Origin of the sequence: Pseudomonas sp. P8_229, from assembly GCF_034008635.1 — a bacterium.
GTDB lineage: Bacteria > Pseudomonadota > Gammaproteobacteria > Pseudomonadales > Pseudomonadaceae > Aquipseudomonas.
Genome location: NZ_CP125378.1, coordinates 1,243,870 through 1,267,410, shown reverse-complemented (window position 1 = coordinate 1,267,410; position 23,541 = coordinate 1,243,870). Strand labels below are relative to the sequence as shown.

Here is a 23,541-nt window from a genome sequence, read left to right as displayed (position 1 = left end):
GACCGAATTGCGTACCCGATGACCGACGAATCGCCCTCCATCGACAAACTGCTGAAAAACCTCGATCACGCCATGCTCGCCGACCGTCACCGGCTGCGGCGGCAGTTGCTTGAGCTGCGCAAGAAACCCGACGAGGCCAAACTGGCCCAGTGGGTGGCGCGTATGCAGGCGTCCTGTGATCAGGTGCTGGCACGCCGTGCCAGCCTGCCGGTGATTCGTTACGACGACAGCCTGCCGATTGCCGCCAAGCGCGATGAAATCAAGGCTGCGCTCGAGAAGCATCAGGTGCTGATCATCGCCGGCGAAACCGGCTCGGGCAAAACCACCCAGCTGCCGAAAATCTGTCTGGAAATCGGTCGCGGTCAGCACGGCCTGATCGGCCACACCCAGCCGCGTCGAATCGCTGCGCGCAGCGTCGCCAGCCGGGTTGCCGAAGAGCTCGGTACACCGCTGGGTTCGCTGGTCGGCTATCAGGTGCGTTTCGAAGATCAGAGCGACTCCAATACCCTGATCAAACTGATGACCGACGGCATCCTGCTGGCGGAAACCCAGAACGATCGCTACCTCGAACGCTACGACACGATCATCGTCGACGAAGCCCACGAACGCAGCCTCAACATCGACTTCCTGCTCGGTTACCTGAAAACCCTGCTGCCGCGGCGCCCGGACCTGAAAGTCATCATCACTTCGGCGACCATCGATCTGGAACGCTTCTCCAGGCACTTCGACGACGCGCCGATTGTCGAGGTCTCCGGCCGTACCTTCCCGGTGGACACCTGGTATCGCCCGCTGACCCTGGAGCAGGACGAAGAAGGCAACCGTGTCGAGGACGACCTGACCGTGGATCAGGCAATTCTCGCCACTCTCGACGAAATCGCCGCCTACGAGCGCAGCGAACGTCGTAGCCCCGGTGATGTGCTGGTGTTCCTGCCGGGCGAGCGCGAGATTCGCGACGCCGCCGACATGCTGCGCAAGGCCCAGCTCAAACACACTGAAATCCTGCCGCTGTACGCACGCCTGTCGCCGGCCGAACAGCAGCGGATTTTCCAGTCGCACCCAGGCCGTCGCGTCGTGCTGGCGACCAACGTCGCCGAGACCTCACTGACCGTACCGGGCATTCGCTATGTGATCGACAGCGGTACTGCGCGGATCAGTCGCTACAGCTACCGCGCCAAGGTTCAGCGCCTGCCGATCGAGGCGATTTCCCAGGCCAGCGCCAACCAGCGTAAAGGTCGCTGCGGCCGGGTCGAGCCGGGCATCTGCATTCGGTTGTACAGCGAAGAAGATTTTCTCGGTCGCCCGGAATTCACTGATCCGGAGATTCTGCGCACCAACCTCGCCGCGGTTATTTTGCAGATGCTGCATCTGCGCCTCGGCGAGATCACCGCGTTCCCGTTTATCGAGCCACCGGACGGCAAGGCGATCAGCGACGGTTTCAATCTGCTGCAAGAACTTTCGGCGGTGGATCGCAACAGTCAACTGACTCCGCTGGGTCGCCAGTTGGCGCGCTTGCCGGTGGACCCGCGCATGGGCCGCATGCTGCTTGAAGCGGCCAAGCTCGGCAGTCTGCAGGAAGTGCTGATCGTCGCCAGTGCGATGTCGATTCAGGACCCGCGCGAGCGTCCACCGGAGCGTCAGCAAGCTGCGGATCAAGCCCACGCGCAATGGAAAGACACCGACTCGGACTTCGCCGGACTGGTCAATCTGTGGCGCGGCTTCGAAGAGCAGCGCCAGGCGTTGACTGCCAGCCCGCTGCGCAACTGGTGCCGCAAGAATTTCCTGAACTACTTGCGCTTGCGCGAGTGGCGCGACTCCCATCGCCAGTTGAGCCTGATCTGCCGCGACATGCAGCTGAGCCTCAACAAAGAACCGGCGGATTACCCGAAACTGCACAAAGCGGTGCTGGTCGGCCTGCTCAGCCAGATCGGCCAGAAAACCGAAGACGGCGATTACCTCGGCGCCCGTCAGCGGCGTTTCTGGATTCACCCCTCGTCGGGCATCGGCAAGAAGCGTCCGCAGTGGCTGATGACCGCCGAACTGGTGGAAACCACCAAACTCTACGCGCGCATGGTCGCCAAGATCGACGCCGACTGGATCGAGCCGCTGGCCGGGCATTTGATCAAGAAGAACCACTTCGAACCGCACTGGGAAAAGAAGCGTGGCCAAGTCGTGGCGTTTGAACAGATCACTCTGTTCGGGCTGATCGTGGTCGGCCGCCGCCCGGTGCATTACGGCCCGGTGGATCCGGTGGTCTCGCGCGAGTTGTTTATCCGCGAAGGCCTGGTGCGTGGCGAGATTCAGTCCAAAGCCAGGTGCCTGACGGCCAACAAACAGTTGCTTGAACAGCTCGACGAACTGGAAGCCAAGGCCCGTCGCCGCGACATTCTCGCTGACGAAGAAACCCTGTATGCGTTCTACGACGCACGGTTGCCGGCGGAGATTCACCAGACTGCAACCTTCGACAGCTGGTATCGGGTCAACAGCCAGAAGAATCCGCAACTGCTGATCATGCGCGAAGAAGACGTGCTGGCTCGCGAGGCGAGTGAAGTCACCGCGCGCGATTACCCGGACACGCTGCACATCGGTGATCTGGAACTGGCGCTGACCTATCACTTCGAACCCAATCACCCGCGCGACGGCGTGACCCTGCGCGTGCCGGCGCCGCTGCTGCCAATGCTGCCGCCGGAACGCCTGGAATGGCTGGTGCCGGGGCTGATCGAGGCCAAGTGCATTGCCTTGGTACGTAACCTGCCGAAGGCCTTGCGCAAGAACTTTGTGCCGGTGCCGGATTTCATCAAGGCGGCGTTGCAGCGCATGACTTTCGCCGAAGGTTCGTTGCCGCAAGCGCTCGGTCGCGAACTGCTGCGCATGACCGGCGCACGGGTCAGCGATGAGGCGTGGGCGGAAGCTGAACAAGGGGTCGAAGGGCATCTGCGGATGAATCTGGAGATCGTCGATGGCCAAGGCAAATTCCTTGGCGAAGGGCGTGACCTGGCCGAGCTGACTGCGCGTTTTGCCGAAGCCAGTCAGGCTGCATTGGCGGTGCCGCAGAGCGCGAAAAGTCAGCAACCGGTGGAGGCCAAGGTCTTCGCCCCGGTGGCGGAAAAGACGCAGCAGAAGATCGCCGGGCTGTCGATGACGGTATATCCGGCGCTGGTGGAAGAGGGTGGCACGGTCAAGGAAGGGCGTTTCTCGACCCCGGCCGAAGCCGAGTTCCAGCATCGCCGCGCCTTGCAGCGCCTGCTGATGCAGCAACTGGCCGAGCCGGCGAAATTCCTGCGCGGCAAACTGCCGGGTATCACCGAGTTGGGCCTGCTCTATCGTGAGCTGGGTCGGGTCGATGCGCTGGTCGAAGACATTCTGCTGGCCAGCCTCGACAGCTGCATTCTGGAAGGCGAAGACCCGTTGCCGCGTGACGGCGCCGGGCTCGCAGCATTGGCCGAACGCAAGCGCGGCAGCTGGGCCGAACACGCTGAGCGCGTGGCGCGGCTGACGCTGGAGATTCTCAAGCTGTGGCACGGTCTGCAAAAGCGCTTCAAGGGCAAGATCGATCTGGCACAAGCGGTCGCGCTGAATGACATCAAGCTGCAACTCAGCCATTTGGTCTACCCGGGGTTTGTCCGGGAAACACCGATGCCATGGCTCAAGGAGTTGCCGCGTTATCTGAAGGCGGTCGAGCAGCGTTTCGAGAAACTGGGCGCGCAGGTGCAGAAGGATCGGGTCTGGAGCGGCGAACTGGCCGGTCTCTGGACGCAATACCAGACCCGCGCCGCCAAGCACGCCCAAGAGGGTAAGCGCGATCCGCAGCTTGAGTTGTATCGCTGGTGGCTGGAGGAATACCGGGTTTCGCTGTTCGCCCAGCAGTTGGGGACGAAAGCGCCGATCTCGGACAAGCGCCTGAGCAAGCAGTGGACTCAGGTCGAGGCCTGATCCACAGACATGCACAGGCCCCTGTGTGTGCGGGTTTTCCTGCGACGGCGTCAGTTCAGGCGCCGCTGATCCCGCCCTCGCCAGCCAGTTTGCGATTTAACTGATAACGCCATCGCACATACAGCAGTGCCGAGCAGAACAGCGCCAGGCTCGCGATCATTTCCAGCACCCCAAACAGCTGTCGGCTCGGGTCATAGGCCGCCAATGCGCCTTTGATGAAATACAGGTTCACCACAAAACACATCCACGAATGCCCACGTGCGCTGCCCATGATCATCGCAGGTGCAAGGACGAGCCACGGGATCAGTTCGACCAGCAGAATCACCCACGGTCGGGCGCCGTGCAGGTCGGCGAACACCAGATAGTAAGCGGCAAGCAGCCCGGCAAGGCCAAGGAAACACAGCAGGCTGATGATCCGCATCGCCTTGACGCGGGGTTCGAGCCACCCGACGGAGGGCAGGATTTTCGGTTTCTTCGCCACCCTCAGCCCTCCAGTTTTTGTGCGGTCTTGGCCAGGCGCAGACCCAGTGCGCGGCACAGTGCCATTTCGTGCTGATCGAGACCTTTTTTGCCATCAGCCCCGGCATGATGACTGGCGCCGTAAGGTGTGCCGCCGCCCTGGGTTTCCAGCAGCGCCGACTCGCTGTACGGCAGGCCGGTGATCAGCATGCCGTGGTGCAACAGCGGCAACATCATCGACAGCAGGGTGGTTTCCTGGCCGCCGTGCAGGCTGGCGGTGGAGGTGAACACGCCGGCCGGTTTGCCGACCAGGGCGCCGGTCAGCCACAGGTTGCTGGTGCCGTCGAGGAAGTACTTGAGCGGTGCGGCCATGTTGCCGAAGCGGGTCGGGCTGCCGAGGGCCAGACCGGCACAGTTTTTCAGGTCATCGAGGGTGGCGTAGAGCGCGCCTTCCTCGGGGATGTCCGGGGCCACCGCTTCACACTCGGTGGAAATCGCCGGCACAGTGCGCAGGCGCGCTTCGAGGCCGGCTTGCTCGACACCGCGGGCAATCTGTCGGGCCATCTCGTTGGTCGAGCCACTGCGGCTGTAATACAGCACCAGAATGTACGGCGCGCTCACGGCAGCAACTCCAGGATCTGCTCCGGTGGACGGCCGATCACCGCCTTGTCGCCGACTTCGAGAATTGGCCGTTCCATCAGTTTCGGATGCGCGGCGATGGCGGCGATCAGTTGCGCTTCGCTAAGGCTGGCGTCAGCCAGCTGAAGCATTTTGTATTCATCTTCTCCAGTGCGCAGCAGTTGCCGCGCGCTGATGTTCAGCTTGCCGAGCAAGGCCTTGATCTGCGCGGTGTCCAGCGGGGTTTCCAGGTAACGCACCACGTTCGGGGTCAGGCCTCGGGCCTCAAGAAGTTCCAGCGCACCGCGGGATTTCGAGCAGCGCGGATTGTGATAAAGCGTCAGATCGGTCATGGCGGGTCGCTTCTGGCGTAAAGTGGCGGCTATTCTAACTGTGCAGCGCGCAATCCAGAACCTTCAGAGGCGATGGGTCGCAGGCGCATTCAATTTTTGACCAGGGAACACGACATGACACGGCGATTGGCAGCGGCATTGACGATGATCGGGGCGTTGATGCTGGGGGGCTGCGGGAACGACTACGGCACAGACCAGAACGGTCAGAAGGTGGCGTCCGAGCGTCTGGACAAGCAATGGGTAGTGCTCAATTACTGGGCCGAATGGTGCGGGCCATGCCGCACGGAAATTCCCGAACTGAATCATTTGTCTGACGAGTTGAAGAGCAAGAACATCGGCGTATTCGGGGTCAACTTCGACAACGTACAGGGCGAGGATCTCAAGTCTGCCAGCGAGAAACTGGGCATCAAGTTCACCGTGCTGGCGCAGGATCCGGCGGACCTGTTCGACCTGCCGCGCAGTGAGGCCTTGCCGGTGACTTACATCATCGACAACAAGGGCAAGGTGCGTGAGCAGTTGATGGGCGAGCAGACGGCGGCGGGAGTTTTGGCCAAGCTGGAGGCGTTGCAGGCTGCCAAGTAGAACACGTGAGGTTTTGTGGTGAGGGGATTTATCCCCGATGGGCTGCGCAGCAGCCCTGAAACCCGAGAGCTCGGTTTATCCTGACTCTCCGAAGGGGGTCGCTCCGCGACCCATCGGGGATAAATCCCCTCGCCACAGGGTAGTCTCAGCAGCAGGAGAGGATTAACCCTCTTCCAGCCACCAGCGCAGCGGCTTGCCTTCAGCGGGCCAGAAGCGCATCTGCTCGATCGGCGAGATGTCCCAGCGCTCGACACCTTGCAGCGCCTGCAGGAAGCGTTGTTCCTGCTCCATCAGTGCCGGTGCGCAGAGTTTGCGGGTCTTGCCGATCGGGCCGAAGCTCAGCTTGTCGCCTTCGAGGGTGTACGGTGCGAACCAGTGGTTGCAGCCGCCGTTGCCATACGCGCGGCCATCGTCCCCGAGGGTCACGGTCAGGTGGCTGTAATCCATCAATGGCCGCTCGCCGATCCACTCCAGAATGTAGCTGCGGTTCTGTTGCAATTGCACAGGCTCTGCGGCACAGCCCACCAGAGCGGCACCGACCAGCAGGGGCAGGGCAAGGCGTTTCATCACGCAGGCTCCTGGCATTTCGGGCACAGGTGCTTGTCACCGACGGCTTTCCAGCCCAACTCGGCGATGCGCGCGGTGGCGGCCGGTTTCTCGGCGTTCTTGCCCAGCTTGGCGTCGACCGCGAACTCGAAGTTCAGCTCTTTGGCGCAGCTGTCGCAGTTGACCTGCCAGGTGTGGATCGCCAGTTCGCCGAATACCGGGCCGGTGGTCATCGCGGTCCATTGGCCCGGCGGATTGATCAGGTGTCGCACGGTGTCGACGGTCAGGCGCATGGACAAGTCCTTGCTGCCTTTGAGAGTGACCAACAGGACGTCACCGTTGCGGATCGAGCCACCATTGCCGGTGACCTGATAGCGGCCCGGTACGAGGGCGCGGCATTCGGTGAGGGTGTGTTGCGGGTTCATCAGGGTGTAGCGGAAATCGTGTTCGACCATGGGTCCTCCAAATATGCGCGACATGCTAGCACGGGCTTGATTGCAGGATGGCGAACGCGTGCGACCTTCGATCCGGTTCAAATTGGTCGACGCACATGGCAAACTGCCGCCCTTCACTCTGAGGGAACGGAACATGGCGCTGATCGAATGTTATGAATGCAAGCGGAGCATCAGCTCGGAAGTAAAGGCGTGCATTCATTGTGGTGCTCCGATGGCGCAGCAGCATGGGCATACCCCGGCGCAAGCAGCCGCCGCCGCAACGTCGACGATTTCATTTGGCAGCCTGCCACGTAACAAATCCGTGCCCGAGGCGTTTGTCCTGCCGCCGGCCCCGGAGCCCGCGCCGAGAGCGACACCCGCTGCGGTCGGTCGCCGCCGTCGGCAACCGGAACCAGCGCGAGCACCTCAACTGCAGGTCAACGCCGACGGTTCGCGTCCGGTGGAAGGCTGGTTGAAGATCATGGTGTTTCTGCTGCCGATGGTTTTTGTCTGGTTCCTGCTGCGTAACGGTCACTCGATGAAGCAGCGCTTTTTCGGATTTGGCTGGTTGGCCCTGCTGATCCTGGCCTCCTCGCTGTCGCCGAAGTAAACCGATAAGCCTTCAACCTTCAACCTTCAACCTGGTTCTGCGGCGCGCCTGCGGCCCAGGTCGCGATGTTGTGCAGGGTGGTCGCGGCAATTGCGCCCAGTGCTTCATGGGTCAGAAACGCCTGGTGCGCGGTGATGATCACGTTCGGGAACGTCAGCAACCGCGCCAGCACGTCGTCCTGCAACGGCAGGTCGGAGCGATCCTCGAAAAACAGCTGCGCTTCTTCTTCATAGACATCCAGTCCCAGATAGCCCAGTTGGCCGTCCTTCAAGGCGTCGATCAGTGCAGGTGTGTCCACCAGACCGCCGCGCCCAGTGTTGATCAGCATCGCTCCCGGTTGCAGGTGCGCCAGTGACTCGCGGTTGATCAAGTGTTTGCTCTGCGTGTTGAGCGGGCAGTGCAGGCTGATGATCCGCGACTGCGCAAGCAGCTCCGGCAAGCTCAGATAACGTGCCCCCAAGGCCTCGACTGCGGGGTTCGGGTACGGGTCATAGGCCAGCAATTCACAGCCGAAACCGTGCATGATTTTCGCGAATGTGGCACCGATCTGTCCGGTGCCGACAATGCCGACGGTCTTGCCCACCAGATCGAAACCGGTCAGGCCGTGCAGGCTGAAATCACCTTCGCGGGTGCGGTTGTAAGCGCGGTGCAGGCGCCGATTGAGCGCCAGGATCAGCGCCACGGCATGTTCGGCCACCGCATGCGGCGAGTAGGCCGGCACCCGCACCACGGCCAGCCCGAGGCGTTTCGCCGCGACCAGATCGACATGGTTGTAGCCCGCCGAGCGCAGGGCGATCAGCCGCGTGCCGCCGGCGGCGAGGCGCTCCAGCACTGGCGCACTGAGATCATCGTTGATGAAGGCGCAGACCACTTCGTGCTGCTCGGCCAGCGCGGCCGTGTCGAGACTGAGTCGGGCCGGTTGAAAGTGCAGCTCGATAGTGGCCGGGCAGTCGGCGGCGAGGAAACTGTCGCGGTCGTAGGTCTGGCTGCTGAAAACGATCGTGCGCATGTATTCCTCCTTGGCGCGGGGTGGCGAGTCAGTGTTGACCCGCCCTCACTTTAGCGTGGGACAACGTGCGCGGCATTGCCGTGGATCAGGCGCTGATCCTGGCTTGCGTCGCGAGGCGATTGATTGCTCGCTCCAACTCTTCCAGCGCCGCCACTGCTTTCGGGTCGCCCTGTTTGAGCAGGGTTTCACTGCGCTGGCAGGCCGCGCGCAACTGCGGTACGCCGCAATACCGGGTCGCACCGTGCAGGCGATGCACGCGCTCGATCAGCGCGTTCTGGTCACGGCTTTCACACGCGGCGCGAATGGCTTCGCGGTCGGCCTCCAGCGAAGCGAGCAGCATCGCCAGCATGTCTGCCGCCAGATCGGCCTTGCCCGCGGCCAGGCGCAGGCCTTCTTCGTGGTCCAGTACCGGCAGTTCATTGTTGCCGGTCGTGCTGTCATTGACCCGCTCCGGTCCTTGGTTGCGCAAGGCCAGGCCGGTCCACTTCAGCACCACTTGCGCCAGTTGCCGTTCGCTGATCGGTTTGGTCAGGTAGTCGTCCATGCCGCTTTGCAGCAAGGCGCGTTTCTCGTTGGCCATGGCGTGGGCGGTGAGGGCGACGATCGGCAGCGGCGTGCAATGCCGTTCGCTCTCCCACTGGCGGATGGTTTCCGTGGTCTGGCGCCCGTCCATGCCCGGCATCTGCACGTCCATCAGCACCAGGTCGAAAGATTCGCTTTGCACCGATTTGACGGCGGCATAGCCGCTTTCCACGGCCAGGACCTTGGCGCCCATGTCTTCGAGCAGGGTCTGTACCAGCAACAGGTTGGCCGGGTTGTCGTCGACGCACAGCACTTTCGGCGCGCGGCTCGATAGCGGTTCGCCCGGTTCGTTGCGCGGCTGGCGCGGGTTGGCCAGATCCGCCAGGGCCCGGCGCAGTTTGCGCGTGCAAGCCGGTTTTGCCTGGAGCTGACTGTGCGGATTGGGTACCGAGAGATGGAACAGCGTCTGTTCGGTGGTCGGGCACAGCACCAATACTTTGCAGCCCAGGTGCTCCAGATCCCAGATGTGCTGGTTCAGGCGTTCAGGGAGCATGTCGTTGCTGGTGATGCCGAGCACGGCGAGGTCGATCGCCTGATCGGTCTGGTGGGCGCCGGTGACGCCATTGGTCAGGCTCTCCAGGGTGTTGAAGGGCGTGACGTCGAGGCCACAGTCTTCCAACTGATGCTGCAGGGCCTGACGCGCCAGTTCGTGATTTTCCAGCACGGCTACCCGGCGCCCGAGCAGCGGTGGGGCGGGAAGGTCGTCGGTGTCGTCGCGGGTTTTCGGCAAGCTCAGGCTGATCCAGAATTCCGAGCCTTCACCGGGGGTGCTGTCGACACCGATTTCGCCGCCCATCTGTTCGATCAGGCGCTTGGAAATCACCAGGCCAAGGCCGGTGCCGCCGGGCTGGCGCGACAACGAGTTGTCGGCCTGACTGAAGGCCTGGAACAACGCGCGCACATCCTGACTCGACAGACCGATGCCGGTGTCCTGAATGCTGATGCGCAGTTGCACGCTGTCCTCGTGTTCTTCTTCAAGCATGGCGCGCGCGACGATGGTGCCTTCGCGGGTGAACTTGATCGCGTTGCTGACCAGGTTGGTGAGGATCTGCTTCAGACGCAGCGGATCGCCGACCAGCGACAGCGGCGTGTCGCGGTACACCAGACTCACCAGCTCCAATTGTTTGGCGTGGGCTGCCGGCGCAAGAATCGTCAGGGTGTCCTGCAACAGGTCACGCAGGTTGAACGGAATATGATCGAGCACCAGCTTGCCGGCCTCGATCTTCGAGAAATCGAGGATCTCGTTGATGATCCCCAGCAGGCTGTCGGCGGACTTTTCGATGGTGCCCAGATAGTCAAGCTGGCGCGGGGTCAGTTCGCTTTTCTGCAACAGGTGCGTGAAGCCGAGAATGCCGTTGAGCGGCGTGCGGATCTCGTGGCTCATGTTGGCGAGGAACTCGGATTTGATTCGGCTCGCCTCCAGCGCTTCTTTGCGCGCCAGGTCCAGTTCGATGTTCTGGATCTCGATGGTTTCCAGGTTCTGGCGCACGTCTTCGGTGGCCTGATCGACGCTGTGCTGCAGCTCTTCGCGAGCGTTCTGCAAGGTGCCGGCCATCCGATTGATGCCCGAGGCCAACTCGTCCAGCTCCTGACTGCCGAGCGGTGGCAGACGGGTTTCCAGATGACCGTCCTTGAGCTGGGCGACGGCGTGTTTGATCTGGCTCAACGGGCGGTTGATGGTGCGGCCCATGCGCAACGCGAGCAGGGCGGCGCCGGCCAGGCCCGCGGCAATCAGCAGCAGGCTGGCAAACAGGCTGCGGTAACCGCGCAGCAGCATGCCGTTGTGCGACAGCTCCAGTTCGACCCAGCCGAGCAGGCGCTCGGACTCTGCCGGGATCACGTCGCCGGCAAGATTGCGATGCTTGCCGAACACGGGCATCAGGTAACGGGTGGCGTCATTGCCGCTGCGCCGTTGCAGTAGCGCGCTGTCGCCGCTGGGCGCCTGATTGAGCATGGTCGGGCCGGCATGCGCCAGCGGTGTGCGGTCAGGGGCGAGGAAGGTGACGGCGCGCACGTCGGGTTGTTCGAGGGACTGGGTGGCGATGCGTTCCAGCAGATCGGTGTTGCCGTGGCCCATGGCCGGCGCGACCAGCGGCGCCAGTTGTTCGGCGATCATTTCACCGCGCTGCATCAATTGGGTCTGCAGGTCGGACTGTTGCATCCAGGTGAAATAGCCACCGAGGACCAACGCCATCAGGCTGGTCGGCAACAGGGTCAGCAACAATACGCGACCTTTGATTCCCAGTTTCTTGAGCACACCCATCTCCTGCATCCCGCTGAACTGTTGACTCGCACGTGCGTCCGGCACGCGGTATGGGCGCAGTGTAGCGATTTGCAGGCAGGCAATCTTCGGAAAAATCATCTCGGCATCGGTCGGCGGGGGCAGGCTCGTTTGTCCGGCCGGTCAACCTTGGGTTGCCCGATGACGGGCAATCTTGAATAATCGCTCTCAACTGAGAATTACTTGCAGATACTCATGACTCCTGTTTCCGCTGGCCAGCCACGCATTCTTTCCATCGAAGACGATCCGGTGCTCGGTGCCTATGTCCACGAACATCTGGGCCGCAGCGGCTTTGCGGTGACCTGGTGCCAGAACGGCCAGGACGGCTTGAACATCGCCCGCCACCAGCCATTCGACGTGGTGCTGATGGACATTCTGTTGCCGGGACTCGATGGCCTGAAGGTACTGACGCAATTGCGCCAGAGCCATTCGACGCCTGTGTTGCTGATGTCGGCCCTGGGCGCCGAGGCCGATCGTATCAGCGGCTTCCGTCTGGGGGCCGATGATTACCTGCCCAAGCCGTTCAGCATGGCCGAGCTGCATGTGCGGATCGAGGCGATCCTGCGGCGGGTGGCGCTGGATCGGCGTCCGCCAGCCATTGCGCCGGCTTCGATCAGCGGCGCGCTGCGGTTCGACGATGAACAGTGCGACGTCTTCTATAACCAGCAAGCCGCAGGCCTGACCCGCAGCGAATACCGGCTGCTGGAAACCCTCAATCGCAACGACGAAGAAGTGCTGAGCAAGGCCTTCCTTTATCAGCATGTGTTGCAGCGCGGCTATGCGGCCCACGACCGCAGCCTCGACATGCACATCAGCCAGATCCGCCGCAAACTCAAGGCTATCGGTTACACCGAACGGGAAGTGCGTACGGTGTGGGGCAAAGGCTATGTGTTGAGTGCGTCCGATGAAAGTCTCTGACCTGCCGGGGCGGCATTCGCTGTTCTGGAAACTGGCGTGTCTGTTAGTGGCGTTCTGTCTGCTGATGATCTGGCTGAGCTGGTCCTGGGGCCGTTACATGGAGGAGCGCAATCAGTTCCTCTCCGACGAGGCGCGCGGCACCCTGAGCCGATATGCCGCCGAAGCCGAGCGGGCGTGGCAGCACGGCGAGCGTGACGGGGTCGATAACTGGCTGCAGAGCATGGGGTTGCGCGAGACCGGTTGGGTTGGGGTGATCGACCGCAATCTGCAGTCATTGAGCAGCGATCCGCTGAATGAACAGGAAATCCAGCACCTGACCTTTTTGCGCGGCCTCGACTGGCCGATCCACAAAAAAGGCCGGCCGTGGCTGCGCGTACCGTTTCCCCAGGAACCGTCCGCCGGTAGTCTGGTGATCGAGTTGCCCGAGCGTTTCCTGCCAGGCAAATACCGGGTGTTCTGGCGGGTGATCACCAACGGCGTGATTCCTGGGTTGTTTACCTTGCTGTTGTGTGTCGGCTTGTATCGCTTGCTGGTGGTGCCGCTAAACAACTTGCGCGGGCAGGCCAACGCCTGGCGCGCCGATCAATTGAATGTGCGCCTGTCGAGCGGCATCACCCAGCGTCCGGACGAACTCGGTGAACTGGCCCGGGCCTTCGACTCGATGTCCGAACGCCTGCAATCTACCGTGACCCTGCAACAGCAGTTGCTGCGCGACCTGTCCCATGAACTGCGCACACCGCTGAGCCGGCTGCGGGTGGCCAGCGAGAGCGAACAGGATCTGCGGCAGCTGCGCGAGCGTATCGGGCGTGAAGTTGACGGCATGCAGCGGCTGGTCGAAGACACCCTGCAACTGGCCTGGCTCGACACCGAACGTGCGCCATTGCCGGACGAAGCGATCCAGATTCAGGCGCTGTGGGAAATGCTCACCGACAACGCCTGTTACGAAAGCGGCTGGCCGAGCCTGCAATTGCAGTGCGCGTTGCCGTCGTCGTGCTGGGTGCGGGGCAACCTCAACACCTTGGCGCAGGCGCTGGAGAATATTCTGCGCAATGCCATTCGTCATTCGCCTGACGGCGGTATTGTTCGCCTCGATGGACGGCGTGACGGTGACTACTGGCATCTGTGGCTGGAAGATCAGGGCGGTGGCGTGGCCGAGGGCGATCTGCAGCGGATCTTCTCGCCCTTCACCCGCCTCGACGGCTCGCGCCCGGGGGATGGCGGGTTTGGCCTGGGGTTGAGCATTGCGAGGAATGCGGTGCAGCGCCAGGGCGGGATGTTGTGGGCGGAAAATGCCGGGGCAGGGTTGCGCCTGAATTTGCGGCTGGTGGCTGAGAGCAGTGTCGTCGGCTCTGGCGCCTTCGCGAGCAAGCCTGCTCCCACACTGGACAGGTGTTTGCCTCAGATTGGGTGAGCAGCACCGTCCACTGTGGGAGTGAGCCTGCTCGCGATGAGGCGTTTCGATTCACCGCTGAAAGCCACTGCGGGAGAATTCTCGTATTTTTGTACGACCTTTCCTAAAGGGATTTATCGACGATTTAACCCATCCTTGACCGTTTATGCTCGGGTTCCCCTCGTCCTCAAGGAACTGGTCATGACTGCAAGCGGCATCGACGGCAACACCTCCAATGACCGTTTCAATGAAGTGCTGGCGCTGATTCAGAGCGCCAGACAGCAAGCTGTTCAGGCAGTAAATACCCAACTGATCGATTTGTACTGGCAGGTTGGGGGGTACATCAGTCGCAAGATGGAGAAGGCTGAGTGGGGCGATTCGGTTATCAGTCAGTTAGCTGAACATCTGGCCCAGACACAGCCGGGCTTGCGCGGATTTACCCGGCCCAACCTGTTTCGCATGCGTCAGTTCTACGATACATATCGAGGCGACTCAATTGTCTCACCACTGGTGAGACAATTGCCTTGGACTCATAACATGATCGTTCTAAGTCAAAGCAAACACCCGCAGGAGCGCGAGTTCTATCTGCGCATGGCGATTCAGGAGAAGTGGTCAAAGCGCGAACTCGAACGCCAGCTCAAGGCTGCGCTCTTCGAGCGCAGCGTCACCCAGCCAGCAAAGGCTTCTGCTGTCCTCAAACAGACTCATCCCGCTGCGCTCGAGATCTTCCGTGACGCCTACATGGTCGAATTTCTCGACCTGCCCGGCGTGCACGCCGAAACCGATCTGCATCAAGGGTTGCTGGGGCGACTGAAGGAGTTTCTGATCGAGTTGGGGCGCGATTTCTGCTTCGTCGGCTCGGAGTATCCGGTACAAGTTGGCGGCCGAGATTTCGCCCTTGATCTGCTGTTCTTCCATCGTGGGCTCAACTGTCTTGTAGCCATCGAGCTCAAGGTCGGACGTTTTGAACCTGAATATCTGGGCAAGCTGAATTTCTACCTTGAAGCGCTGGATCGCGGTGTTCGCAAACCTCACGAGAATCCGGCCATCGGCTATTGCTTTGCGCCAGCAAGGAGGACGAGGTCGTCGAGTACGCCCTCAACCGCAGCTTGTCTGCGGCGCTGATCGCGGAATATCAGGTGCAGTTGCCAGACAAACGATTGCTGCAAGCCAAATTGCACGAGTTCTATGCCATGAATGTCGCAGAGGAAGAGGAAGGCTGAGTCATCTGCTTATTCCCAGAAACCATAAGCACCGCACTTTGCGTGATATGGCCTGCGCGGGTTTGCCGGTATGATAGGCGCCCCCGCACGTCTGGATTGCGAATACGCCATGACCCTGCAGTACCCAACCATCGCCGATTGCGTCGGCAACACTCCGCTGGTGCGTTTGCAGCGCCTGCCCGGTGCCACCAGCAACACCCTATTGCTCAAGCTCGAAGGGAACAACCCGGCGGGTTCGGTCAAGGACCGTCCGGCGCTGTCGATGATCACCCGTGCCGAACTGCGCGGGCAGATCCACGCTGGCGACACGCTGATCGAAGCGACGTCGGGCAACACCGGCATTGCACTGGCCATGGCTGCGGCGATCAAGGGTTACAAGATGATCCTGATCATGCCGGACAACTCCAGCGCCGAACGCAAGGCGGCGATGACCGCCTATGGCGCCGAGCTGATTCTGGTCAGCCAGGAAGAGGGCATGGAAGGCGCTCGCGATCTCGCTCAGCAGATGGAAGCCGAAGGTCGTGGCAAAGTGCTGGACCAGTTCGCCAACGGCGACAATCCTGAAGCGCACTACACCACCACCGGCCCGGAAATCTGGCGTCAGACCCAGGGCACCATTACCCATTTCGTCAGCTCGATGGGCACCACCGGGACCATCATGGGCGTCTCGCGCTACTTGAAGGAGCAGAGCGACAGCGTGCAGATCGTCGGTCTGCAGCCGATGGAAGGCTCGGCCATTCCCGGCATCCGTCGCTGGCCGCAAGAGTACCTGCCGAAGATCTATCAGGCCGACCGCGTCGACCGCATTGTCGACATGGCGCAAAGCGAAGCCGAGGACGTCACTCGCCGTCTGGCACGTGAAGAAGGCATCTTCTGTGGTGTGTCTTCGGGTGGTGCGGTGGCAGCGATGCTGCGTCTGTCCAGGGAAGTTGAAAACGCGGTGATCGTCGCGATCATCTGTGACCGTGGCGACCGTTACCTGTCGACCGGCATTTTCGACGCGCCCAACTGATGGCCAGGCACGAGAGAGGCCTGCGCTTCCAGCCCACCGGCGGCAGCAAGGCCCCGCAAATCCCGACCGGCAAAAAACAGCGCTTGAACATCGAGCGCCTGGCCAATGACGGTCGTGGCATCGCGTTTTTCGAAGGCCGTACCTGGTTCGTCCTCGGCGCCCTGGCGGGTGAAGAAGTCGAGGCACGGGTGCTTGGCGCCCACGGCAAAGTGGTCGAAGCGCGCACCGAGCGCGTGTTCAAGGCCAGCGAACTGCGCCGTCCGGCCGCCTGTCCGCATGCCGGCCGCTGCGGCGGTTGCAGCGTTCAACACTTGCCCCACGACGAACAGCTTGCCCTGAAACAACGCATGCTCGCCGAGCAGTTGTCGAAGGTCGCAGGCGTCGCGCCTGAAGAATGGGCCGCGCCGTTGAGCGGTCCGGAGTTCGGCTATCGTCGTCGCGCGCGGATCGCCGTGCGCTGGGACATGAAGACGAAGCACCTCGAAGTCGGTTTCCGCGCCGCTGGCAGCCAGGACATCGTCGCGATCAGCGAATGCCCGGTGCTGGTACAGCCCTTGCAACCGATCATGACCCGTTTGCCGGAGATGCTCCGTCGTTTGAGCAAGCCGCAGGCGCTGGGGCATGTCGAGTTGTTCAGCGGTTCATCGCTGGCCTTGCTGCTGCGGCACATGGCGCCGTTGTCCGAAGCGGACCTGACGATTCTCAAGGAATTCTGCCAGTTCCATGAAGCGCAACTGTGGCTGCATGGCGAAGGCGAGCCGCAACCGGTCGATGCCACGCAGTCGCTGGGCTATCGCCTGGAACAGTGGGATCTGGATCTGGCCTGGCGGCCGGGGGATTTCATCCAGGTCAACGCCGGGGTCAACGAGGCGATGGTGGCGCAGGCGCTGGACTGGCTGAAACCGCGCGCCGACGAGCGCGTGCTGGATCTGTTCTGCGGCTTGGGCAACTTCGCCCTGCCGCTGGCCAAAAGCGTGCGTGAAGTGGTGGCGGTGGAGGGCGTACAGACCATGGTCGATCGCGCCGCTGCGAACGCCGCTAGTAACAATTTGCATAACACAAAGTTTTTTCAAGCCGATTTATCCCAGCCTTTGACCGATGCCAAATGGATCGGAAACGGCTTTTCTGCGGTACTCTTGGACCCACCGCGTGACGGTGCTTTCGAGGTGGTGCGCAAGCTCGCGACCCTGGGTGCCAAACGGTTGGTGTATGTGTCGTGCAACCCTGCAACTCTGGCGCGCGACACGGTCGAATTGATCAAGCAGGGCTACCGGTTAAAACGTGCCGGGATTCTCGATATGTTTCCTCAGACGGCACATGTCGAGGCCATGGCGTTATTTGAAGCGAGCCAGGATGGCTCGTCTGAATCCGTCTGATCTGTCCGTACAGCGCTCGCATCAGCCCCGTGAGCGCAACCGGGCAATAGAGGTCAGCGATTTTGACGCATTGAATCTGCGTCGTAGGGAAGGTAATGCAAGATGGTACAGGTGAGAGCACACCAGCCGATCAACACTGACGGCAGTATCAATCTCGAGGCTTGGCTCGATCACGCGGTCAGTGTCGATCTGGCACTGGATCGCGAAGCCTTGAAAGAAGCCTGCGAGTTCGCTCGCGAGGCCGAACAGCAGTCCAACGCCGCAAAAAATCTGTGGGCCGAGGGCAGCGGCAGTTTCAGCACCGGTCTTGAGATCGCCGAGATCCTCGCCGACCTCAAGCTCGACCAGGACTCGCTGGTCGCGGCGGTGCTGTACCGTGGCGTCCGTGAAGGCCAGATCGAACTCACGGCGGTCAGCCAGCGTTTCGGCCCGGTGGTGACCAAGCTGATTGACGGCGTGCAGCGCATGGCGGCCATCAGTGCCAGCCTCAGTCCGCGCCAGTCGATGGTGATGGGCACCCAGGGTCAGGTGGAAAACCTGCGCAAGATGCTGGTGGCGATGGTCGACGACGTGCGCGTCGCGCTGATCAAGCTCGCCGAGCGCACCTGTGCCATTCGTGCGGTGAAAACCGCCGACGACGAAAAGCGCAACCGGGTCGCCCGGGAAGTCTTCGACATCTATGCGCCGCTCGCGCACCGTCTCGGTATCGGTCATATCAAATGGGAACTGGAGGACTTGTCCTTCCGTTACCTGGAGCCGGATCAATACAAACAGATCGCCAAGCTGCTCCACGAGCGGCGGCTTGATCGCGAGCGTTTCATCGCCGACGTGATGACCCAGCTCAAGGACGAATTGCAGGCCACCGGCGTCGACGCCGACATCAGCGGCCGGGCCAAACACATCTATTCGATCTGGCGCAAAATGCAGCGCAAGGGTCTGGAATTCAGCCAGATCTACGACGTGCGTGCGGTGCGCGTGCTGGTGCCGGAAATGCGCGACTGCTACACCGCGCTCGGTATCGTCCACACCCTGTGGCGGCACATCCCGAAAGAATTCGACGACTACATCGCCAACCCGAAAGAGAACGGCTACCGCTCGCTGCACACTGCGGTAATCGGCCCGGAAGGCAAAGTTCTCGAGGTGCAGATCCGTACACACTCGATGCACGAAGAGGCCGAACTCGGTGTCTGCGCGCACTGGCGCTACAAGGGCACCGATGTCAAATCCGGCTCCAACCACTACGAAGAGAAAATCTCCTGGCTGCGTCAGGTCCTCGAGTGGCACGAAGAGCTGGGTGACATCGGTGGTCTGGCCGAACAGCTGCGCGTCGACATCGAACCGGATCGGGTCTACATCTTCACGCCCGACGGTCACGCCATCGATTTGCCGAAGGGCGCGACGCCGCTGGACTTCGCCTACCGCGTGCACACCGAAATCGGCCACAACTGCCGTGGTGCGAAGATCAACGGGCGCATCGTACCGCTCAACTACAGCCTGCAGACCGGTGAGCAGGTCGAGATCATCACCAGCAAGCACGGTACGCCGAGCCGCGACTGGCTGAACTCCAACCTCGGGTACGTCACCACCTCGCGGGCGCGGGCGAAGATCGTTCACTGGTTCAAGTTGCAGGCTCGCGATCAGAACGTGGCGGCCGGTAAAACCCTGATCGAGCGCGAACTGACGCGTCTCGGCCTGCCGGCGGTGGATTTCGACAAGCTGGCCGACAAGGCCAACATGAAAACCGCCGAAGACATGTTCGCCGCCCTCGGCGCCGGCGACTTGCGTCTGGCGCAACTGGTCAATCTGGCGCAGCAACTGGTCGAGCCGGAACGCGGCAACGAACAGCTGGAGCTGATTCCGCGTAAAGCCACCGGTTACAAACCGGGCAAGCGCGGCGACATTCAGATCCAGGGTGTCGGCAACCTGATGACGCAGATGGCCGGCTGCTGCCAGCCACTGCCGGGCGATGCGATCGTCGGTTACATCACTCAAGGTCGTGGCGTAAGCATTCACCGTCAGGATTGTGCCTCGGTGCTGCAACTGGGCGGGCGCGAACCGGAGCGGATCATCCAGGTCAGTTGGGGCCCGGTGCCGGTGCTCACCTATCCGGTGGACATTGTCATCCGCGCCTACGACCGTTCCGGTCTGCTGCGTGACGTCTCGCAGGTGCTGCTCAACGAGCGCATCAACGTACTGGCGGTCAACACCCGCTCGAACAAGGAAGACAACACGGCGCTGATGTCCCTGACCATCGAGATCCCGGGACTTGATGCGCTAGGGCGGTTGCTGGGGCGGATTTCGCAGTTGCCGAACATCATCGAGACGCGGCGTAACCGTACCCCGTGAAGATGATCACTGTAGGAGTTGATCGTTCCCACGCTCTGCGTGGGAACGATCAAGATCGCAGAAAGAGTTGAGTGAGAGTTTGTATGTACAGCCTTGAAGACCTGCTCCACCTCATGAGCCGTCTGCGCGATCCGCAATACGGTTGCCCGTGGGACATCAAGCAAACCTACGAGACCATCGTCCCGCACACCCTCGAAGAAGCCTACGAAGTGGCCGATGCCATCGAGCGCGGCGACTTCGATCATTTGCAGGGTGAACTCGGTGATCTGCTGTTCCAGGTGGTGTATTACAGCCAGCTGGCGCGGGAAGAAGGGCGCTTCGAGTTCGCCGGCGTGATCGACAGCATTACCCGCAAGCTGATCCGCCGTCATCCTCATGTATTCCCCACCGGTGATCTGTATGCGCCACTGGATGTGCCGGGTCTGAGCGAAGAGCAGGTCAAGCAGCGTTGGGAAGATATCAAGGCCGAAGAGCGCGCCGAGAAATCCGCCGCGCCCGAGCAACTGTCACTGCTCGATGACGTGCCCGCAACCTTGCCGGCATTATCCCGTTCAGCCAAGTTGCAGAAGCGTGCCGGGCAGGTCGGTTTCGACTGGCCGCACGCCTTGCCGGTGCTCGACAAGGTGCGTGAAGAGCTCGATGAAGTCCTCGAAGCGATGTCCGAAAACGATCCGGTGGCCGTGGCCGACGAGATCGGCGACCTGCTGTTTTCCGTGGTCAACCTGGCGCGGCATCTGAAGGTCGATCCGGAAACCGCGCTGCGGGGCGCCAACGCCAAGTTCGAAAGACGTTTCCGATTTATCGAACAGGCATTGCGCGACACCCATCGTCCCATGGAAGATTGCACCCTCGAAGAGTTGGACGCCCTGTGGGGTGAAGCCAAACGTCAGGAAAAGAATGCGCCCAGCTGCGGCTGAGCAACTGCCCAAGTGAGTAAGCCCCATGAGTATTTCCCTTCGCGACCAGTTGCTCAAAGCAGGCCTGGTCAACCAAAAGCAGGCCAAACAGGTCAGCAAAGACAAGCAGAAGCAACAGCGTCTGGCCCACAAGGGGCAGGCCGAGCTGGATGATTCGCAGCAACGCGCCGCCCAGGAAGCCATGGCCGAGAAGGTCAAGCGCGACCAGGAGCTGAACCGTCAGCAGCAAGAGAAAGCCGAGGCCAAGGCCCGTGCCGCGCAGGTCAAGCAATTGATCGAAGTCTCGCGTCTGCCGAAGCTGACCACCGAGGACTACTACAACTTTGTCGATGACAAGAAGGTCAAGCGCATTTCGGTCAACACGCTGATGCGCAACAAGCTCAGCAGCGGCTCGCTGGCGATCGTGCACCATGCCGGCGGCTACGAAGTGATCCCCCGTGAAGCGGCCTTGAAGATCCAGGAGCGCGATCCGCAGCGCATCGTGCAGCTCAACGTGCAGACCGAAGAGGTCAATGCCGAGGACGATCCGTACGCGGCCTATCAGATCCCTGATGACCTGATGTGGTAAATCGATAAAGCTGTAACAACGACAAACCCCGCTCACGGCGGGGTTTGTCGTTTTCAATGCTGTGGTTGATTCAGGAGGAGCGGGCTTCGCGTTGTTGCTCCAGCACTTCCAGTTCGGCCTTGTAGTTGTGGGCATCGATCTCGTTGTGGAACATGCCGACCAGCAAGTCTTGTTGATGCACATCCCAGATCCGTACACCGGCGGCTACGCCTTCATGGGACATGTGTGAATCGTCGCGTTCAGTTACTTTTACAGTCATCTGCTAGCTCCAAATCTCAAGTTATCTGCAGCAAGGCGTGTGCAGGACTCTTTTATATTATTTGTTAGCTTGCTAAGTAAATGGCTGATTCGTGCAAGGTGTTGTTGCGTTTTTTGCAACAGTGCTGCAGCCCACGTAATCCGCGACATTCGGTCGCAGGGGGCAAAGTTTCATGACAGAAGTTTCATTTTCAGAACGCTCTGGAGCCCTGTCTTTTGATCGTTCCCACGCAGAGCGTGGGAACGATCAACAGCACGGGCCAGTAGTGTCCCGGCTAATTTCTGCAGACCAAAAAAAACGCCCCGAACCAGTCGGGGCGTTTTCATGTGTGGCTCAAGCGGGGAGGAATTACTTGCCTTCCCAGCGCTTCAGTACCAGCGTGGCGTTAGTGCCGCCGAAGCCGAAGCTGTTGCTCATCACAGTGTTGATGGTGGCGTTTTCGCGGGTCTTGGTCAGCACCGGCAGATCGGCCACTTCAGGGTCCAGCTCGTCGATGTTGGCGGAACCGGCAATGAAGTTGCCTTCCATCATCAGCATGCAGTAGATCGCTTCGTGAACGCCGGCGGCGCCCAGGGAGTGGCCGGACAGGCTCTTGGTCGAGCTGATCGCTGGCGCCTTGTCGCCGAACACTTCACGCACACCTTTCATTTCCGCAACGTCGCCGACCGGAGTCGAGGTGCCGTGGGTGTTCAGGTAGTCGATCGGGGTGTCGACGGTGGACATTGCCATCTGCATGCAGCGGATCGCGCCTTCGCCACTCGGGGCAACCATGTCGTAGCCATCGGACGTTGCGCCGTAGCCAACGATTTCAGCGTAGATCTTGGCGCCACGGGCCAGAGCGTGTTCCAGCTCTTCAACCACGACCATACCGCCACCGCCAGCGATAACGAAACCGTCACGGTCTTTGTCGTAGGCACGGGAGGCTTGTTCCGGGGTGTCGTTACGCTTGCTGGACAGAGCGCCCATGGCGTCGAACAGGAACGACTGGCTCCAGTGCTCTTCTTCACCGCCACCGGCGAAGACGATGTCCTGCTTGCCCATCTGGATCTGTTCCATGGCGGTACCGATGCAGTGAGCACTGGTGGCGCAGGCAGAAGCGATGGAGTAGTTCAGGCCTTTGATCTTGAATGGCGTGGCCAGGCAAGCGGAAACCGTGCTGCTCATGGTCCGCGTTACACGGTATGGGCCAACGCGTTTCACGCCTTTCTCGCGCAGGATGTCCAGCGCTTCCATCTGGTTCAGCGTGGAAGCACCACCGGAGCCAGCCACCAGGCCGGTACGCGGGTTGGACACTTGCTCTTCGGTCAGGCCGGAGTCAGCGATGGCGTCTTTCATGGCCAGGTAGGCGTAAGCCGCTGCGTGGCCGACGAAACGATAGATCTTGCGATCGATCAGTTCTTCAAGGTTGAGGTCGATGGAGCCGGAAACCTGGCTACGCAGACCCATTTCAGCATATTCCGGGTTGAACCGGATGCCAGGGCGGCTTGCACGCAGGTTAGCGGAGACGGTCTCTTTGTCATTGCCCAGGCACGAAACAATGCCCAGACCAGTGATAACGACGCGGCGCATGCGAATAACCCTTAGAAGTTGTCAGTGGAGGTGAACACGCCGACGCGAAGGCCTTCGGCGGTGTAGATTTCGCGACCGTCGACAGTCACCGAACCATCGGCGATGGCCAGGTTCAGCTTGCCCTTGAGGACGCGTTTGATATGAATGTTGTAGGTGACTTTCTTGGCGGTCGGCAGGACCTGGCCGAAGAATTTCACTTCGCCCGAACCCAGCGCACGGCCACGGCCCGGCAGGCCTTGCCAGCCCAGGAAGAAGCCGACCAGTTGCCACATGGCGTCCAGACCCAGGCAGCCCGGCATCACCGGATCGCCTTCGAAGTGGCACGCGAAGAACCACAGATCAGGGTTGATATCCAGCTCGGCGACCAATTCACCTTTGCCGTACTTGCCGCCTTCTTCACTGATCAGGGTGATGCGATCCACCATCAGCATGTTCGGGGCGGGCAGTTGCGCGTTACCTGGGCCGAACAGCTCACCGCGACTGCAGCGCAGCAGATCTTCCCGAGTAAAGGCGTTTTGTTTGGTCATGCGAGCTCCTCAATAATCCCATGCGGCAGGTG

The 23,541-nt window shown here is 61.3% G+C and carries 20 protein-coding genes and 1 pseudogene; 11 read left to right on the top strand and 10 right to left on the bottom strand.

Features of this window, described 5'->3' with window-relative positions:
- Window positions 1–18 precede the first annotated feature (18 nt).
- Entirely contained in the window at window positions 19–3,930 is a 3,912-nt protein-coding gene (gene hrpA / locus QMK55_RS05660; protein ID WP_320328820.1) for an ATP-dependent RNA helicase HrpA, read from the top strand.
- A gap of 55 nt (window positions 3,931–3,985) precedes the next feature.
- Here hrpA and QMK55_RS05655 read toward each other — a convergent pair whose 3' ends face one another.
- Genes QMK55_RS05655 through arsC form a run of 3 tightly spaced genes read right to left on the bottom strand, consistent with a single transcriptional unit; the run spans window position 3,986 to window position 5,360 of the window.
- Entirely contained in the window at window positions 3,986–4,411 is a 426-nt protein-coding gene (locus tag QMK55_RS05655) for a DUF2069 domain-containing protein (RefSeq protein ID WP_102358077.1), read from the bottom strand.
- A gap of 2 nt (window positions 4,412–4,413) precedes the next feature.
- Entirely contained in the window at window positions 4,414–5,010 is a 597-nt protein-coding gene (wrbA, locus tag QMK55_RS05650) for an NAD(P)H:quinone oxidoreductase (protein WP_102358078.1), read from the bottom strand.
- Window positions 5,007–5,360: an arsenate reductase (glutaredoxin) gene (arsC, locus tag QMK55_RS05645; RefSeq protein ID WP_102358080.1), complete on the bottom strand. Its 354-nt coding sequence runs from the start codon at window positions 5,358–5,360 to the stop codon at window positions 5,007–5,009. Before arsC ends, wrbA begins: the two co-directional genes overlap by 4 nt.
- 114 nt (window positions 5,361–5,474) lie before the next feature.
- Here arsC and QMK55_RS05640 point away from each other — a divergent pair, with 114 nt between their 5' ends.
- Window positions 5,475–5,942 carry a TlpA disulfide reductase family protein gene (locus QMK55_RS05640; protein ID WP_320328819.1) on the top strand — a complete coding sequence of 156 codons (468 nt, stop codon included), beginning with the start codon at window positions 5,475–5,477 and terminating at the stop codon, window positions 5,940–5,942.
- 162 nt (window positions 5,943–6,104) lie between these two features.
- Here the strand turns inward: QMK55_RS05640 and QMK55_RS05635 are convergent, their stop codons facing one another.
- Both QMK55_RS05635 and QMK55_RS05630 read right to left on the bottom strand, forming a co-directional pair.
- Window positions 6,105–6,509, bottom strand: coding sequence for an META domain-containing protein (locus QMK55_RS05635; RefSeq protein WP_098965082.1), 405 nt, complete (start codon window positions 6,507–6,509; stop codon window positions 6,105–6,107).
- The gene (locus QMK55_RS05630; protein WP_102358083.1) at window positions 6,509–6,943 is read right to left on the bottom strand and encodes a hypothetical protein; all 435 of its coding nucleotides are present in this window, start codon (window positions 6,941–6,943) and stop codon (window positions 6,509–6,511) included. Before QMK55_RS05630 ends, QMK55_RS05635 begins: the two co-directional genes overlap by 1 nt.
- A gap of 133 nt (window positions 6,944–7,076) precedes the next feature.
- Here QMK55_RS05630 and QMK55_RS05625 point away from each other — a divergent pair, with 133 nt between their 5' ends.
- Window positions 7,077–7,532 carry a hypothetical protein gene (locus QMK55_RS05625; RefSeq protein ID WP_320328818.1) on the top strand — a complete coding sequence of 152 codons (456 nt, stop codon included), beginning with the start codon at window positions 7,077–7,079 and terminating at the stop codon, window positions 7,530–7,532.
- A 19-nt stretch (window positions 7,533–7,551) separates the two neighbouring features.
- Here the strand turns inward: QMK55_RS05625 and QMK55_RS05620 are convergent, their stop codons facing one another.
- Both QMK55_RS05620 and QMK55_RS05615 read right to left on the bottom strand, forming a co-directional pair.
- Window positions 7,552–8,541, bottom strand: coding sequence for a 2-hydroxyacid dehydrogenase (locus QMK55_RS05620; protein ID WP_102358084.1), 990 nt, complete (start codon window positions 8,539–8,541; stop codon window positions 7,552–7,554).
- Window positions 8,542–8,626: 85 nt separating this feature from the next.
- Entirely contained in the window at window positions 8,627–11,380 is a 2,754-nt protein-coding gene (locus tag QMK55_RS05615) for a response regulator (RefSeq protein ID WP_102358110.1), read from the bottom strand.
- A 219-nt stretch (window positions 11,381–11,599) separates the two neighbouring features.
- Here QMK55_RS05615 and QMK55_RS05610 point away from each other — a divergent pair, with 219 nt between their 5' ends.
- From QMK55_RS05610 to QMK55_RS05575, 8 genes and pseudogenes are all read left to right on the top strand, one after another.
- Entirely contained in the window at window positions 11,600–12,322 is a 723-nt protein-coding gene (locus QMK55_RS05610) for a response regulator transcription factor (RefSeq protein WP_102358086.1), read from the top strand.
- Window positions 12,309–13,733 carry a sensor histidine kinase gene (locus QMK55_RS05605; RefSeq protein WP_102358087.1) on the top strand — a complete coding sequence of 475 codons (1,425 nt, stop codon included), beginning with the start codon at window positions 12,309–12,311 and terminating at the stop codon, window positions 13,731–13,733. Before QMK55_RS05610 ends, QMK55_RS05605 begins: the two co-directional genes overlap by 14 nt.
- Window positions 13,734–13,913: 180 nt before the next feature.
- A pseudogene (locus QMK55_RS05600) lies at window positions 13,914–14,935 on the top strand (PDDEXK nuclease domain-containing protein).
- 109 nt (window positions 14,936–15,044) lie between these two features.
- Window positions 15,045–15,947 (top strand): cysteine synthase CysM, encoded by a 903-nt coding sequence (cysM, locus tag QMK55_RS05595; protein WP_178082155.1) that lies wholly within the window; start codon window positions 15,045–15,047, stop codon window positions 15,945–15,947.
- Window positions 15,947–17,323 carry a 23S rRNA (uracil(1939)-C(5))-methyltransferase RlmD gene (gene rlmD, locus QMK55_RS05590; RefSeq protein ID WP_320328817.1) on the top strand — a complete coding sequence of 459 codons (1,377 nt, stop codon included), beginning with the start codon at window positions 15,947–15,949 and terminating at the stop codon, window positions 17,321–17,323. The genes cysM and rlmD overlap by 1 nt, the downstream gene beginning before the upstream one ends.
- 102 nt (window positions 17,324–17,425) lie before the next feature.
- Window positions 17,426–19,669, top strand: coding sequence for a GTP diphosphokinase (relA, locus tag QMK55_RS05585; protein WP_102358093.1), 2,244 nt, complete (start codon window positions 17,426–17,428; stop codon window positions 19,667–19,669).
- Window positions 19,670–19,752: 83 nt separating this feature from the next.
- On the top strand, window positions 19,753–20,586 hold the full coding sequence (mazG, locus tag QMK55_RS05580; protein WP_320328816.1) for a nucleoside triphosphate pyrophosphohydrolase: 834 nt from the start codon (window positions 19,753–19,755) through the stop codon (window positions 20,584–20,586).
- A 25-nt stretch (window positions 20,587–20,611) separates the two neighbouring features.
- On the top strand, window positions 20,612–21,154 hold the full coding sequence (locus QMK55_RS05575) for a DUF2058 domain-containing protein (RefSeq protein WP_025112962.1): 543 nt from the start codon (window positions 20,612–20,614) through the stop codon (window positions 21,152–21,154).
- A 70-nt stretch (window positions 21,155–21,224) separates the two neighbouring features.
- On the opposite strand, the gene QMK55_RS05570 is transcribed toward QMK55_RS05575, so the two are convergent.
- The 3 genes from QMK55_RS05570 to fabA form a co-directional block, all read right to left on the bottom strand.
- Window positions 21,225–21,413 carry a hypothetical protein gene (locus QMK55_RS05570; RefSeq protein ID WP_025112963.1) on the bottom strand — a complete coding sequence of 63 codons (189 nt, stop codon included), beginning with the start codon at window positions 21,411–21,413 and terminating at the stop codon, window positions 21,225–21,227.
- A gap of 348 nt (window positions 21,414–21,761) precedes the next feature.
- Window positions 21,762–22,982 carry a beta-ketoacyl-ACP synthase I gene (gene fabB / locus QMK55_RS05565; protein ID WP_008087472.1) on the bottom strand — a complete coding sequence of 407 codons (1,221 nt, stop codon included), beginning with the start codon at window positions 22,980–22,982 and terminating at the stop codon, window positions 21,762–21,764.
- 11 nt (window positions 22,983–22,993) lie between these two features.
- The gene (fabA, locus tag QMK55_RS05560; protein ID WP_003227150.1) at window positions 22,994–23,509 is read right to left on the bottom strand and encodes a 3-hydroxyacyl-[acyl-carrier-protein] dehydratase FabA; all 516 of its coding nucleotides are present in this window, start codon (window positions 23,507–23,509) and stop codon (window positions 22,994–22,996) included.
- Between the last annotated feature and the right edge of the window lie 32 nt (window positions 23,510–23,541).